The following is a 15,225-nucleotide window of genomic DNA, read 5'->3' on the forward strand; positions in this document are numbered from 1 at the left end:
GGCGGGTGAAAGGTACACGAGAACTGGTCCTCGCTGATGTCCCCTACATAATTCCCTACCGTGTTATCGGCGAGGAGATCGAGATACTCACCGTGATGCATGCGGCCCAACGATGGCCGCGCCAGTTGTAGACACCACCGCTGGCCTTGTGCCTCAAGGCTTGAAACGCCGGCGGCAATCGTCTATATCAACTTCAAATTCTTGGTCGGTATGACGAAGAGTGGGTCCACCCGGTCCCGCTCTTTTTTGTTACCTGCCGGCCGGAAGCAAAAAGCGACAGGGATCTGATGACTGCAGCGGCAAGCGAGGCCGACGACCGTATCATCCGCGAAAGCGGTATCGATGCGCGCATTGCGCTGATCGTGCAGCCGGTGCTCAAGGCCATCGGCTTCCGGCTCGTGCGGGTGCAGTTGACTGGCCAGAACGGGCTGACGCTGCAGATCATGGCCGAACGCGAGGACGGCACCATGACCGTCGAGGATTGCGAAGAGGTCAGCCGCGCCGTGTCGCCGGCGCTCGATGTCGATGATCCGATCGAAAAGGCGTATCATTTGGAAGTTTCCTCGCCAGGCATCGACCGGCCGCTGGTGCGCAAGTCGGATTTCACCGCCTGGACCGGCCATCTGGTCAAGCTGGAGACATCGGTTCTTGTCGGCGACCGCAAACGCTTCAAGGGCAAGATCGCCGAGGCGGATGCCGATGGCATCCTGATCGAGCGCGACAAGGCGGCCTATGGCGAAGAGCCGACGGTGCGCGTGCCTTACGACGCGATCGCCGAGGCCCGGCTGGTGCTGACCGACGATCTCATCCGCGATGCCCTGTCGAAGGACAACCGGGCGCGCAAGGAAGCCAGGAAGCGCCGTGGCGAGGCGGAAGACGCCGCCGACGGCGAGGAAAACGAAACCGAACAGGAAAGTTGATTGAGTAGCCGGGCCGTATGCCCGGCGCGAAATCGGGAGAAAGACAATGGTTGTAAGCGCCAACAGGCTTGAACTGCTGCAGATCGCCGACGCGGTCGCACGTGAAAAGTCGATCGACAAGCAGATCGTCATCGCCGCCATGGCCGATGCGATCCAGAAGGCGGCGCGCTCTCGTTACGGCCAGGAGACCAACATCCGCGCCGACATCAACCCGAACACCGGCGAGATGAAGCTGCAGCGGCTGATGGAAGTGGTCGAGAAGGTCGAGGACTACGCGACGCAGATCGCGCTTTCCACGGCGCGCGAGCGCAACCCCGACGCCCAGATCGGCGACTTCATCGCCGAGCAGCTGCCGCCCATGGATTTCGGCCGCATCGCCGCGCAGTCGGCCAAACAGGTCATCGTCCAGAAGGTGCGTGAGGCTGAGCGCGATCGCCAGTATGACGAGTACAAGGATCGCATCGGCGAGATCGTCAACGGCACCGTCAAGCGCGTCGAGTACGGCAATGTCATCGTCGATCTCGGCCGAGGCGAGGCGATCATCCGCCGCGACGAGCTGATCCCGCGCGAGAACTACAAATATGGCGACCGCGTGCGGGCCTATGTCTATGACGTGCGACGCGAGCAGCGCGGCCCGCAGATCTTCCTGTCGCGCACGCATCCGCAGTTCATGGCCAAGCTGTTCACCATGGAAGTGCCGGAAATCTACGACGGCATCATCGAGATCAAGTCGGTCGCCCGCGATCCGGGCTCGCGCGCCAAGATCGCGGTCATCTCGCGCGATTCCTCGATCGATCCGGTCGGCGCCTGCGTCGGCATGCGCGGCAGCCGCGTCCAGGCCGTGGTCGGCGAATTGCAGGGCGAGAAGATCGATATCATTCCGTGGTCGCCATCGGCCGCGTCCTTCATCGTCAACGCGCTGCAGCCGGCCGAGGTCGCCAAGGTGGTGCTCGACGAGGACGCCGAGCGCATCGAGGTGGTGGTACCGGACGACCAGCTGTCGTTGGCCATCGGCCGCCGCGGCCAGAACGTGCGCCTTGCCTCGCAGCTCACCGGCTGGGATATCGACATCCTGACCGAGCAGGAAGAAAGCGAGCGTCGCCAGAAGGAATTCGTCGAGCGTTCGGCGCTCTTCATGGAAGCGCTCGACGTCGACGAGATGGTCGGCCAGGTGCTTGCCTCCGAAGGCTTCACCAGCGTCGAGGAAGTCGCTTATGTCGACTCTGGCGAAATTTCCTCGATCGATGGCTTCGACGAGGACACCGCTTCGGAAATCCAGACCCGCGCCCGCGAATATCTGGAGAAGATCGAGGCCGAGCACGACGAAAAGCGCAAGGCGCTGGGCGTCAAGGACGAGCTGCGCGACATCCCCGGCATCACCACCGCTATGATGGTGACGCTCGGCGAGGACGGCGTGAAGACGGTCGAGGACTTCGCCGGCTATGCCGCCGACGATCTGATCGGCTGGAAGGAGCGCAAGGACGGCGAGACCAAGGTCTATCCGGGCGTGCTCGCCAGCCACGGCGTCTCGCGCGCGGAGGCGGAGCAGATGGTGCTCGCCGCCCGCAAGCAGGCCGGCTGGATCACCGAGGAAGAACTCGCTGCCGAAGAGGCAGCGGCCGACGAAACCGTTGGTGCGTGAGGTGACCACCAATCGCAAAGCCCGTGGACGAGATGAACGATCGCACTTGCATCGTTACGCGCAGGCAGGCCGAAGCGGATGAACTGATCCGCTTCGTCGTCGGCCCGGATTCGGCCGTCGTTCCGGACATCAAGAGGAATCTGCCCGGCCGCGGTTGCTGGGTTACTGCCGATCGCCTACATATCGAGAAGGCAGCGGCCAAGAACCTGTTTGCCCGTGCCTTCAAGGCGCAGGTGATCGTTCCGGCCGATCTCGGCGGCATGGTCGACGGGCTGCTCTCCAGATCCGCTCTGGGCATGCTTGGCCTTGCTCGCAAGGCTGGCGCCGTCGTCCTTGGCGCCGCCAAGGTCGAAGGCGCCGTGCGCGACGGGCTGGCGCTTCTGGTGCTGCATGCGACCGAGGCTTCGGACGACGGTGTCCGCAAGATCAGTCAGGCGCGGCGGGCAACCGTCCATCTCGGCGGACCGGCCATCCTTGCCTACAAACTTTTCCCCGAAGCCGAGTTGAGCTTGGCATTGGGGGGTACAAATGTGATACATGCTGCCGTTCTCGCGCAGGACGCGGGACAGGCGGTTGAGAAGCGCGTAGTTGCGCTCGACCGATATCGGGGCGGTACCCCGAACGATCTGGCAATGCTTGCGGCCGTTGCTGACGAAGATGATGCCGCAGAGGATATGGAATGAGCGATACGAAATCGGGCGACGACAAGACGTTGAGCGTGACGCCGAAGAAGACCTTGACGCTGAAGCGCCCCGGCCTCGAGCAGGGCACCGTGCGCCAGAATTTCTCGCATGGCCGCACCAAGTCGGTCGTGGTCGAGACCAAGAAGCGCAAGTTCTCGCTGCCCGGCGACAAGCCGGAACCGGTGGCTGCGTCCGTCTTCACGCCGAAGCCCGCCGTTGCCGCCGCGCCTGTCGTGCAGGAAGCGCCGAAGGCGCCGCCTCCGCCGCCGGAGCGTTCCGGCATGGTCCTGAACGAGCTCTCGCGCGGCGAGATGGAAGCGCGCCGCAAGGCGCTGGAAGGCTCCAAGGCCCGCGAGGCCGAGGATCGCTTGCGCGCTCAGGAAGATGCCAAGCGCCGCGCCGAGGAAGAGGAACGCCGCAAGCGCGAGCGCGACGAATCCGCGCGCCGTCAGGCCGAGGAGGAGGCACGCCTGCAGACTGAGGCCGAGGCCCGCCGGCGCGCCGAGGAAGAGGCTCGCCGCCGCGCGCCGCTGGCTGCGGATGTCGCCACCGCTGACGACGAGGAGGAGGCCAAGCCGAGGCGTACCGGTGCCGGTGCCGCGAGTGCGCCACCGCGCCGTCTTGCGACGCCGGAAGTGGCAAGGCCTGCCAAGCCGACAAAGGGCGAGGAAGATCGCCGCCGCGGCAAGCTGACGCTGAACTCGGCGCTGTCGGATGACGACGCACGCGCCCGTTCGCTGTCGTCGATGCGTCGCCGCCAGGAAAAATTCAAACGCGCGCTTCACAATGAGCCGCGCGAGAAAGTCATGCGCGAAGTGATCCTGCCCGAAACCATCACCATCCAGGAACTGGCGCAGCGCATGTCCGAGCGCGCCGTGGACGTGGTCAAGTTCTTCATGAAGCAAGGCCAGATTCTGAAGCCAGGCGACGTCATCGACGCCGACACGGCTGAGCTGGTCGCCTCCGAATTCGGCCACACGGTCCGCCGCGTCGCCGAGTCCGACATCGAGGAAGGCCTGTTCAACATCGCCGACCGTCCGGAAGACCTTGTGTCGCGTCCGCCGGTCGTGACCATCATGGGCCATGTCGACCACGGCAAGACCTCGCTGCTCGATGCCATCCGCAACGCCAATGTCGTTTCCGGCGAGGCCGGCGGCATCACCCAGCATATCGGTGCCTACCAGATCGAGAAGAATGGTCAGAAGATCACCTTCATCGACACGCCCGGCCACGCGGCCTTCACGGCCATGCGCGCCCGTGGCGCGCAGGTTACCGACATCGCGGTGCTGGTGGTGGCGGCCGACGACAGCGTGATGCCGCAGACGATCGAATCGATCAATCACGCCAAGGCGGCCGGCGTGCCGATCATCGTGGCCATCAACAAGATCGACAAGCGCGATGCCGACCCGCAGAAGGTGCGGACCGAACTGCTGCGCCACGAAGTGTTCGTGGAATCGATGGGCGGTGAGGTGTTGGACGTCGAGGTTTCGGCGACCAAGGGCATCAATCTCGACAAGCTCTTGGAAGCGATCCTGCTGCAGTCCGAAGTCCTCGACCTCAAGGCCAATCCCGACCGCACCGCCGAAGGCGCGGTCATCGAGGCGCAGCTGGACAAGGGACGCGGTCCCGTCGCCACGGTGCTGGTGCAGACCGGCACGCTGATGCCGGGCGACATCATCGTCGCCGGCAACGAGTGGGGCCGTGTGCGCGCGCTCGTCAACGATCGCGGCGAGCATGTGCCGGAAGCGCCGCCGGCAATGCCGGTCGAGGTGCTTGGCCTCCAGGGCACGCCGCAGGCGGGCGACCGCTTCGCCGTCGTCAACAACGAGGCGCGCGCCCGTGAGATCACCGAATACCGCCAGCGCCTGGCGCGCGATAAGGCGGTGGCCAAGCATGCCGGCCAGCGCGGCTCGCTCGAGCAGATGATGTCGCAGCTGCAGACGAGCGGATTGAAGGAATTCCCGCTGGTCATCAAGGGCGACGTGCAGGGTTCGATCGAGGCGATCAATGCCGCGCTTGAAAAGCTCGGCAATGACGAGGTGCGCGCGCGCATCGTCCATGCCGGCGCCGGCGGCATTACCGAAAGCGATGTCTCGCTCGCCGAGACGTCCGGAGCGGCGATCATCGGCTTCAACGTCCGCGCCAATGCGCAGGCGCGTGCGGCCGCGGCCGCGGCCGGCATCGAGATCCGCTACTACTCGATCATCTACAACCTCGTCGATGACGTGAAGGCAGCGCTTTCCGGCATGCTTTCGCCGGAGCGGCGCGAGACCTTCATCGGCAATGCCGAGATCCTCGAGATCTTCGACATCTCCAAGGTCGGCAAGATCGCCGGCTGCCGTGTCACCGAAGGCAAGGTCGAGCGTGGCGCGGGTGTTCGCCTGATCCGCGACAACGTCGTGATCCACGAAGGCACGCTGAAGACGCTGAAGCGCTTCAAGGACGAGGTTGCGGAAGTGCCGGGCGGCCAGGAATGCGGCATGGCCTTCCAGAACTACGAGGACATGCGTGTCGGCGACGTCATCGAGTGCTTCCGCGTCGAGATGGTAACCAGAACGCTCTAATTCGGGTATACTTGCCGAATAATAACGGGCGGCGGCCGAAAGGCTGCCGCCCAGTTCCCTCATGCATGTTGAGACATGTGGCGCGGTCCCATCCCGCGCTTCACGATTTCAGGACCAGAGAAAATGCCCCGTTCGACACCGTCAGGCCCCTCCCAGCGCATGCTGCGTGTCGGCGAGCAGGTACGTCACGCCCTGTCCGAAACCTTGCAGCGCGGCGAGATCATCGATCCGGTGATCGAGAACAGCGTCGTCTCGGTGTCCGAGGTGCGCATGTCGCCCGATCTCAAGATCGCCACCGCCTTCGTCTCGCCGCTTGGCGCAGGCGACGACGGCGCCGTGATCGAGGCGCTCAACAGGCACGCGAAATTCATCCGCGGCCGCGTCTCCGGCGCGCTCAGGCAGATGAAGTACATGCCGGAGTTTCGCTTTAGGCTCGACACTTCCTTCGACAATTTCGCGAAGATCAATGAACTGCTGAAATCGCCCGAAGTCGCACGCGATCTCGGTGACGGCAAGAACAACGACAAGGACGAGGAATAGGTGGCGCGTCGCGGTAAGAAGAAGGGGCGGCCGGTCTCCGGTTGGGTGGTGCTGGACAAGCCGGTCGGCATGGGCTCGACCGAGGCGGTTTCCAAGATCAAATGGCTGTTTCAGGCCGAGAAGGCCGGCCATGCCGGCACGCTAGATCCGCTGGCTTCCGGCATGCTGCCGATCGCGCTCGGCGAGGCGACCAAGACCGTTCCCTATGTGCAGGACGGCGCCAAGGTCTACCGCTTCACCGTCGCCTGGGGCGAAGAGCGCTCGACCGACGACCTCGAAGGCCCGGTGACCAGCAATTCCGACCGTCGGCCGGACGAGGCGGAGGTGAGGGCGCTGCTGCCGAAATACACCGGCGTCATCATGCAGACGCCGCCGCAATTCTCGGCCATCAAGATCGCCGCCGAACGCGCCTATGACCTTGCCCGTGAAGGCGAGACAGTCGAGATACCCGCGCGGGAAATTGAAATCGGCCGTTTGGATATTGTCGAGCATGGTGCCGACAAGACTGTCTTCGAGGTCGAATGCGGCAAGGGCACCTATGTGCGTTCGCTGGCCCGCGACATGGGCCGCGATCTCGGCTGCTTCGGCCACGTCGCCGAATTGCGCCGCGTCGAGGTCGAGCCGTTCACGCCGGATGATTTCGTCACTATCGCCGAGCTGGAAGCGGCCCGCTTTGGCGAAAAGGATGACGACAAATCCGATGAAATGGACGCCCCGGTCGATTTCAGCGCCATCGATGCGCTGCTTGTCGAAACAGCGGCGGCGCTCGACTGCCTGCCGCAGGTTGCGGTCAGCGACGACGCGGCGACGAAGATCCGCCTCGGCAATCCCGTCATCATTCGCGGCCGCGATGCCCCGGTCGAGGCCGAGGAGGCCTGCGCAACCGCGCGCGGCAAGCTCGTCGCCATCGGCGCCATCGAGCAGGGCATGTTCAAGCCCAAGCGGGTCTTTGTCGGGTAATCCGGTCTAAGTATTTGTATTTACGCAATTCCGGACGGGAAACCGCTGCGCACTTTGCTGGAATTGCTCTAATCTAGGCCGAATGCTGAGTCCCGAGGATATCTCATGGCCAAGGCCGATGCAGGCAAGAAGCGGGAACCGCTGAAAACCCGCCGGCCGCCGGTCGGGGCGTCGCCAGGCACGCTTATCGCCGATCCGGCGGCGCGGCGCAGCGAGCTCCGGCTGACGCTGATCTCGCCCGAGAAATACAAAACAATCGACAATGCCTCGATCGACGATCTCAACGCGCATTGCGAGAAATGGCCTGTCGTCTGGCTGGATTGCACCGGGCTTGCCAATATCCCGCTGATCGAGGAGATCGGCCGCATCTTCAGCCTGCATCCGCTGGCGCTGGAGGACGTCGTCAACACCGGACAGCGGCCCAAGGTGGATTTCTTCGAGGATCATGCCTTCGTCGTCATGCGCATGATCGACGATGTCACCTCGCATCGCTACGAGCAGATCGCGTTGTTCTTCGGCGGCAATTTCGTCGTCACGTTCCAGGAGCGCGAAGGCGATCCGTTCGATCCGGTGCGCAAGCGCATTGCGGCCGCGATGCCCAACCGCCTGCGCTCGCGCGGGGCCGACTATCTTGCCTATGCGCTGATCGATGCCATTGTCGACAGCTATTTCCCACCGATCGAGGCGGCGAGCGAATTGGTCGACGGCATCGAGGACGAGATGCTGAATAAGCCGCACAAGCACCAGATGCGGCAGCTGCATGAATTGCGGCGTGACGCCAACGTGCTCAAAGGCGTGCTGTGGCCGATGCGCGACACGCTGGCGACGCTGATCCGCAACGACGTGGCCTTCGTAAAGGCGGAGACCAAGATCTTCTTCAACGACACGCTCGACCATTCGCTGCGTCTGATCGAGCTGGTCGAGAACCAGCGCGACATGCTCACCGGCCTGATCGAGATGCATGTCTCGCTGACCCAGGCCCGCACCAACGACGTCATTTCCTATTTGACGATCGTCTCGGTGATCTTCATGCCGCTGACCTTCCTGGTCGGCGTCTGGGGGATGAATTTCGATCCGCAAAGCTCGCCCTGGAACATGCCGGAGCTGAAAGCCTATTACGGTTATCCGGTGGCAATTCTGTTCATGGCGCTTGTCGCCGCCGGACTGATCTTCTTCTTCAAATGGAAGAAGTGGCTATAGCCGCTGAACCCTTTGTTTTCGTGGCAAGACCTGCGACAAGCCGGCTTGACATTTGGGCTGGTGTTTATTCCGGAATTGGACTATATGCGCCGCAGCTTCGCGCCCTGACGCGTCGCTTGCACTGGCCCCTGCTGGACGACATCCCGGCTGTGGGCGTCCCGTTTCCTCCAACAGATAAGGAAAAGCACGATGTCGATTACTGCCGACCGCAAGAAGGAATTGATGACCGAATTCGCAACCGCCAAGGGCGACACCGGATCCCCGGAAGTCCAGGTTGCCATTCTTTCCGAGCGCATCAAGAACCTGACCGAGCACTTCAAGGACCACAAGAAGGATAACCATTCCCGCCGTGGCCTGCTTGCTCTGGTCTCCCAGCGCCGCAGCCTGCTTGACTACCTCAAGCGCAAGGATGACGGGCGCTATCAGACGCTGATCGACAAGCTCGGTCTGCGTCGCTGACGAATTGACCGGCGGGTCTTCCTCGGAGGGCCCGCCGGTCGCGCGTTGGCGCATCGGTCGATCCGGTGCGATAATGCCGGAGCGCGACGCGCTCTAGAAATTCGCATTCGCGCAGGGCGCATTGCGGAAACAGCGGTTTCCGGCGTCATGCGCACAAGCCGGCCGATCGGTCGGCCAAACACGGTTCCGGACGCGCAGAGGGCCATTCGGAACCGCCCCATGGACGGTCATGGGGCAGGATTGCAGGATGCTCGCTCGGCTTATGAGCCGGACCTACGAGCCTCCCGTTGTCTTGCCCGTGGCTGCCCGAAGGAAGCCAGGAAAGGGAGAACCCGTGACCGTTAGGACGGCGCGGCCCTTTCCGCATATGAAGGACAAGACATGTTCAATCAACACAAAGTGGAAATCGAATGGGGCGGCCGTCCGCTCATCCTGGAAACCGGCAAGATCGCGCGCCAGGCTGACGGCGCGGTGCTCGCCACCTATGGCGAGACCGTCGTTCTCGCCACCGTCGTTTCGATGAAGGAGCCGAAGCCCGGCCTCGATTTCTTCCCGCTTACCGTCAACTACCAGGAAAAGACCTACGCCGCCGGCAAGATCCCGGGCGGCTACTTCAAGCGTGAGGGCCGCCCGAGCGAAAAGGAAACGCTGGTTTCCCGCCTGATCGACCGCCCGATCCGCCCGCTTTTCGCCGACGGCTACAAGAACGACACCCAGATCGTCGTCACCGTCGTTCAGCATGATCTCGAGAACGATCCCGATATCCTGTCGATCGTGGCCACCTCCGCTGCGCTCACGCTTTCCGGCGTGCCGTTCATGGGCCCGATCGGCGGCGCCCGCGTCGGCTACATCAACGGCGAGTATGTGCTCAATCCGCACATCGACGAAATGCAGGAATCCAAGCTCGACCTCGTCGTCGCCGGCACCGGCGACGCCGTGCTTATGGTCGAATCCGAGGCCAAGGAACTCTCCGAGGAACTGATGCTCGGTGCCGTCGTGTTCGGCCACAAGAGCTTCCAGCCTGTGATCGACGCGATCATCAAGCTGGCCGAGGTCGCCGCCAAGGAGCCGCGCGACTTCACCGCGCCGGATTACTCAGCGCTTGAAGCCGAGATGCTGAAGATCGTCGGCGACGAGCTTCGCGAGGCCTACAAGATCACCGACAAGCAGAAGCGCTATGCCGCCGTCGACGCCGTCAAGTCGAAGGTCAAGGCCGCGTTTGCGCCGGCCGAAGGCGAAGAGGCCAAATACACCTCCGAGCAGATCGGCTCGGTGTTCAAGGAACTCCAGGCCAAGGTCGTGCGCTGGAACATCCTCGACACCGGCTCGCGCATTGACGGCCGCGACCTGAAGACGGTCCGCAAGATCGTCTCCGAAGTCGGCGTCCTGGCGCGCACCCATGGTTCGGCGCTGTTCACACGCGGCGAAACCCAGGCTCTGGTCGTTGCCACGCTCGGCACCGGCGAGGACGAGCAGTATGTCGATTCGCTGACCGGCATGTACAAGGAGAAGTTCCTCCTTCACTACAACTTCCCGCCCTATTCCGTCGGCGAGACGGGCCGCATGGGTTCGCCGGGCCGCCGCGAGATCGGCCACGGCAAGCTCGCCTGGCGCGCCATCCGGCCGATGCTGCCGAGCGCGGACCAGTTCCCCTACACGCTGCGCGTCGTTTCGGAGATCACCGAGTCCAACGGCTCGTCCTCGATGGCGACCGTCTGCGGCACCTCGCTGGCGCTGATGGATGCCGGCGTGCCGCTGGCAAAGCCGGTCGCCGGCATCGCCATGGGCCTGATCAAGGAAGGCGAGCGCTTCGCAGTGCTCTCCGACATCCTCGGTGACGAGGACCACCTCGGCGACATGGACTTCAAGGTCGCCGGCACCGCCAACGGCGTCACCTCGCTGCAGATGGACATCAAGATCGATGGCATCACCGAGGAGATCATGGGCATCGCCCTTGCCCAGGCCAAGGACGGCCGCCTGCATATCCTCGGCGAGATGGCGCATGCGCTGTCCGGCGCCCGCGCCGAGCTCGGCGAATTCGCGCCGCGCATCGAGGTCATGCATATCCCGACCGACAAGATCCGCGACGTCATCGGTTCCGGCGGCAAGGTGATCCGCGAGATCGTCGAGAAGACCGGCGCCAAGATCAACATCGAGGACGACGGCACGGTCAAGATCGCTTCGGCGAACGCCAAGGAGATCGAGGCGGCGAAGAAGTGGATCCACACCATCGTCGCCGAGCCGGAAGTCGGCGAGATCTATGAAGGCACCGTCGTCAAGACGGCCGACTTCGGCGCGTTCGTCAATTTCTTCGGCCCGCGCGACGGTCTCGTCCATATCTCGCAGCTCGCCAATGAGCGTGTCGCCAAGACCTCGGACGTCGTCAAGGAAGGCGACAAGGTTTGGGTCAAGTTGATGGGCTTCGACGAGCGCGGCAAGGTCCGCCTGTCGATGAAGGTCGTCGACCAGGCGACCGGCAAGGAAATCGTCCAGGACAAGAAGAAGTCGGACGGCGAGGAAGACGCCGCCTGATCGGTTTGACCGGATAATTTAGACGGGCGCGCCGCGAGGTCGCGCCCGTTTTGTTTCAGGGCAGTTCCAGGAAAGCGGCAACCGTTTCCGTCCGGAATTGCGTCGGCCAGAGGTCCTACGGAGCAGGTGAATGGCCGCGGAGCCGCTGAAGACGCTGTTCTACCCGTTCGAGGCCGAGGCGCTGCCTCTGCCGCGAAAGGATGCCCGCGTCCTGTTTCTCGGCGCCGAGTCCGGCTTCCGCTTGCCCGCCGGCTTCGAGGCGGCGCTGCATCTCGTGCAAGGCTTTCGGCCACATTTTCGAACGCTGCAGGCGTCCGGCTACGCGGTCACGCCGCGCGCTGAGGATACCGGCTTCGACCTGGCGTTGATGCTTGCGGGCCGCCATCGCGGCCAGAACGAGCAGCGTGTCGCCGAGGCGATAGAGCGCGTCCAGCCGGGCGGGCTGGTTGTCGTTGCCGGCGGCAAGGAGGACGGCATCGACAGCCTGCGCAAACGGATCAACGCCCTGGTGCCGCTCGAAGGCCATTTGCCGAAGCATCACGGCGTTGCCTTCTGGTTCAAGCGTGCCGGCGCGGAGACGGCCGCGATGCTGCGCGCCGGCAACCCCGATTTGATCATCGAAGGCGGTTTCAAGACCAGGCCTGGCATGTTCTCCTTCGATCGGATCGATGCCGGTTCGAAACTGCTGGCCGCGAACCTGCCTGACGATCTCAAAGGCAACGTCGCTGATTTCTGCGCCGGCTGGGGTTATCTGGCGGTGGAAGTCCTGCAGCGCCCGCAAGGCCTCACCGCACTCGATCTCTACGAAGCGGATTTTGAGGCCCTGGAAGCAGCCAGGTTGAACGTCCACGGCGGCGCCGTCGAGCCGCGTTTCTTCTGGACCGATCTGCTCACCGAGGCGGTCGAACGGCGCTACGACGCGATCGTCATGAACCCACCCTTTCACCGCGGCCGCGCGTCCGAGCCGGAGATCGGTTCCGGCATGATCCGCGCCGCGTCGAAGGCGTTGAAACCGGGCGGCCGCCTGTTCATGGTCGCCAACCGCCAGCTTCCTTACGAACAGGCGCTCTCGGCGGCCTTCGCCAGCCATGCCGAGATCGCCCGCGACGGCATGTTCAAGGTGTTTTCGGCGCGCCGCTGAAGCAATCAAGGAAAAGCGTGCAGCGGGGTGGATTCGGCGCCTTCGCCGTACCTTGGATCCACAATTGCGGCGGGAAGAATACTTGTTCTATTGCAGGCTGACGATGCGGGCCGGCTCGTGCGTGCCGAAGGCGGACCGCGCTTCGCCAAGCTCGACCTTGAGCGGCGCCGGCCGGCCGAACAGATAGCCCTGCACAACCTCGCAGCCGGCCGCTCGGAGCAGGGTGGCCTGGTTCTCGGTCTCTACGCCTTCGGCGATGATGCCCACGCCCAGCGCCCGTGACAGGCCGACAATGGTCGACACGATCGCGCCGGAGCTGGAATCGGTGTCGATGCGGCTGACGAAGGAACGGTCGATCTTCAGCTTGCCGAAGGAGAAATCGATCAGGTAGCTCAAATTGGAATAGCCCGTGCCGAAATCGTCGACGGCCACAGAGATACCCATCTCGGCAAGCTGTTCCAGGATGGCTGCGGCGCGGTCGCGGTCCTGCATCATCGCCGTCTCGGTGACCTCGAGTTCCAGCCGCGAGGGCTTGATGCCGGTCGATTCCATCACCTCCCGCACGATGCCGACGAAATCCCTGGTCATGAACTGGACAGGCGAGATGTTGACGGCGACGAAGCATTCCTCCGGCAGGTACCGGGCGTCGCTGCAGGCCTTGCGCAGCACCCACTCGCCGATCGGATTGATCATGCCGGTTTCCTCGGCGATCGGAATGAATTCCATCGGCGGGATCATGCCGCGCTCCGGGTGCTTCCAGCGGATCAGCGCCTCATAACCGACGATGCGGCGGCTCGGCAGGTCGAGCTGCGGCTGGTAGTGAAGACTGAAATCGCCTCGGTCGAAAGCGGTCTTCAGCTCCGACTCGATCCATTGCCGATAGTCCGCAACGCGGCCCATGTCGGCGTTGAAGACAGACCAGTTGCCGATGCCGCTGGCGCGCGCGTTCTGCAGCGCCAGGTTCGAGCGGCGCAGGACCAGGACCGGGTCGACGCCGTCCTTTGGCATCGCCACGATGCCGACCGACAGGCTGACCGACTGCAGATGCGTCTGCAGCTGATAGGGCTCCATCATCTCGTTGATGAGCTTCTCGATCAGCCGCTCGATCGAGCCCCTGATCTGGCGGTCCGGCAAAAGCACCGCAAATTCGCCGGCGCCGATACGGCCGATCACCGCATCCTCCGGCATATTCTCCGTCAGCCTGCTGGTGAAGGCGCAGATCAGTTCGTCGCCCTGGCTGTAGCCGATGGCGTCGTTAATGTGCTTGAAGCGGTCGATATCGATGTCGATCAAGAATACCGGCTCGCCGGTTCGGATCGTCCCAGAGGCGGCCTCGGCTATCTTGCCGACCATGGCCTGCCGCGACAAAAGGCCGGTCAGCTTGTCGAAATGGGTTTCCTTGAAGACATAGGCCGCCGATTCGTCGACCCCGGCAAAGAACGAGAGTGCTGCTCCGCCGGCGGCAAGGGCGCAGAGAGCGGCAATGACGCCCGCCATCGTTTCGGCCGGCATGCCGGCCATGCCGTCGCCGAAGCCGAACCTCAGCCCCCACAGTCCAAGGATGAAACTGCCCATGCCCGAGCTGGCGATGGTGATCAGCCGGAACAGCGGAGTCCGTTTGGGATTGCTGACTGCAGGCATGCATTGTCCCCAGATTGCGGGGCCTTATAGCGGATATCTCCTTAAAATGAGTTTCCGCCGATGCATCCAATTTTACTGGAGCGCAACTGTCGCCGCCGCGAACTATTCCCGCGTGCCGTCGTTCTGCTTCAATTCCTCCAGTGCCGGCATCGAAACGATATGATAGCCGGAATCGACATAGTGGATTTCACCGGTGACGCCCGACGACAGATCGGAAAGCAGGTAAAGCGCCGAGCCGCCGACTTCGTCGATGGTCACGGTGCGCCGCAAAGGCGAGTTGCGCTGCTGGTAGGAGAACATGTGGCGGGCATCGGACACGCCGGAGCCGGCCAGCGTCCGCACCGGCCCGGCCGAGATGCCGTTCACCCTGATGCCGCGCGGGCCGTAGTCGTTGGCCAGGTAGCGCACGCTGGCTTCCAGCCCGGCTTTGGCGACGCCCATGACGTTGTAGTTCGGCATCACCCTGACCGAGCCGGCATAGGTGAGCGTGATCATCGAGCCGCCATTGCCCATCAACGCGGCGGCGTTGCGGGCGATCTCGGTGAAGGAATAGCAGGAGATCACCATGGTGCGCACGAAGTTGTCGCGGCTGGTGTCGGCATAAAGGCCCTTCAGCTCGTTCTTGTCGGAAAAGCCGATGGCGTGCACCACGAAATCCAGCCCGCCCCAGGCCTTGTCGAGGGTCTCGAAGGTCGCGCTGACCGAGGCGCTGTCCTCAACATCGCAAGGCACGATCAGCGAGGCTCCCACTTTCTCGGCCAGCGGCTTGACCCGCCGCCCGAAGGCGTCGCCCTGATAGGTGAAAGCGAGCTCGGCCCCGTGTTCCGACAGCTTCTTGGCGATGCCCCAGGCAATCGAATGGTCGTTGGCAACGCCCATGACAAGCCCGCGCTTGCCCTTCATCAACCCTTCCATGCCTGGCAATCCTTATGAAAAACGCTGG

General features: G+C 63.5%; 13 protein-coding genes. 11 read left to right on the forward strand and 2 right to left on the reverse strand.

The genetic code is table 11. The features are described from left to right. The 11 genes from LB525_RS25445 to LB525_RS25495 all read left to right on the forward strand — a co-directional run. A partial coding sequence (locus tag LB525_RS25445; protein WP_411971049.1) for a type II toxin-antitoxin system RelE/ParE family toxin occupies positions 1-131 on the forward strand: 131 nt, incomplete at its 5' end. A 156-nt stretch (positions 132-287) separates the two neighbouring features. Beyond that, positions 288-920 (forward strand): ribosome maturation factor RimP, encoded by a 633-nt coding sequence (gene rimP / locus LB525_RS25450; RefSeq protein WP_140629422.1) that lies wholly within the window; start codon positions 288-290, stop codon positions 918-920. 46 nt (positions 921-966) lie between these two features. Continuing rightward, positions 967-2,562, forward strand: a complete 1,596-nt coding sequence (nusA, locus tag LB525_RS25455; RefSeq protein ID WP_095765964.1) for a transcription termination factor NusA — start codon at positions 967-969, stop codon at positions 2,560-2,562. 32 nt (positions 2,563-2,594) lie between these two features. Then, positions 2,595-3,245 carry an RNA-binding protein gene (locus tag LB525_RS25460; protein ID WP_224548687.1) on the forward strand — a complete coding sequence of 217 codons (651 nt, stop codon included), beginning with the start codon at positions 2,595-2,597 and terminating at the stop codon, positions 3,243-3,245. Then, positions 3,242-5,809: a translation initiation factor IF-2 gene (gene infB, locus LB525_RS25465; RefSeq protein WP_224548690.1), complete on the forward strand. Its 2,568-nt coding sequence runs from the start codon at positions 3,242-3,244 to the stop codon at positions 5,807-5,809. Before LB525_RS25460 ends, infB begins: the two co-directional genes overlap by 4 nt. 123 nt (positions 5,810-5,932) lie before the next feature. Then, entirely contained in the window at positions 5,933-6,349 is a 417-nt protein-coding gene (gene rbfA / locus LB525_RS25470) for a 30S ribosome-binding factor RbfA (protein WP_095765961.1), read from the forward strand. Continuing rightward, the gene (gene truB, locus LB525_RS25475; RefSeq protein WP_224548692.1) at positions 6,350-7,309 is read left to right on the forward strand and encodes a tRNA pseudouridine(55) synthase TruB; all 960 of its coding nucleotides are present in this window, start codon (positions 6,350-6,352) and stop codon (positions 7,307-7,309) included. Between the two features lie 105 nt (positions 7,310-7,414). Next, positions 7,415-8,509, forward strand: coding sequence for a magnesium/cobalt transporter CorA (corA, locus tag LB525_RS25480; RefSeq protein ID WP_095765959.1), 1,095 nt, complete (start codon positions 7,415-7,417; stop codon positions 8,507-8,509). Between the two features lie 189 nt (positions 8,510-8,698). Beyond that, positions 8,699-8,968, forward strand: coding sequence for a 30S ribosomal protein S15 (gene rpsO, locus LB525_RS25485; RefSeq protein ID WP_095765958.1), 270 nt, complete (start codon positions 8,699-8,701; stop codon positions 8,966-8,968). A 381-nt stretch (positions 8,969-9,349) separates the two neighbouring features. Next, complete coding sequence (gene pnp / locus LB525_RS25490) at positions 9,350-11,500, forward strand: polyribonucleotide nucleotidyltransferase (protein WP_095765957.1); 2,151 nt, start codon at positions 9,350-9,352, stop codon at positions 11,498-11,500. Positions 11,501-11,630: 130 nt separating this feature from the next. Continuing rightward, complete coding sequence (locus tag LB525_RS25495; protein ID WP_224548703.1) at positions 11,631-12,641, forward strand: class I SAM-dependent methyltransferase; 1,011 nt, start codon at positions 11,631-11,633, stop codon at positions 12,639-12,641. Between the two features lie 87 nt (positions 12,642-12,728). On the opposite strand, the gene LB525_RS25500 is transcribed toward LB525_RS25495, so the two are convergent. Together LB525_RS25500 and fabI are read right to left on the reverse strand one after the other, a co-directional pair. Then, a complete protein-coding gene (locus tag LB525_RS25500) occupies positions 12,729-14,282 on the reverse strand; it encodes a putative bifunctional diguanylate cyclase/phosphodiesterase (RefSeq protein WP_224548706.1) in 1,554 nt (517 codons plus the stop codon). Positions 14,283-14,384: 102 nt separating this feature from the next. Continuing rightward, complete coding sequence (fabI, locus tag LB525_RS25505; protein WP_224548708.1) at positions 14,385-15,197, reverse strand: enoyl-ACP reductase FabI; 813 nt, start codon at positions 15,195-15,197, stop codon at positions 14,385-14,387. Between the last annotated feature and the right edge of the window lie 28 nt (positions 15,198-15,225).

Source organism: Mesorhizobium sp. CA16 (assembly GCF_020165175.1).
In the GTDB taxonomy this organism is placed as follows: domain Bacteria; phylum Pseudomonadota; class Alphaproteobacteria; order Rhizobiales; family Rhizobiaceae; genus Mesorhizobium.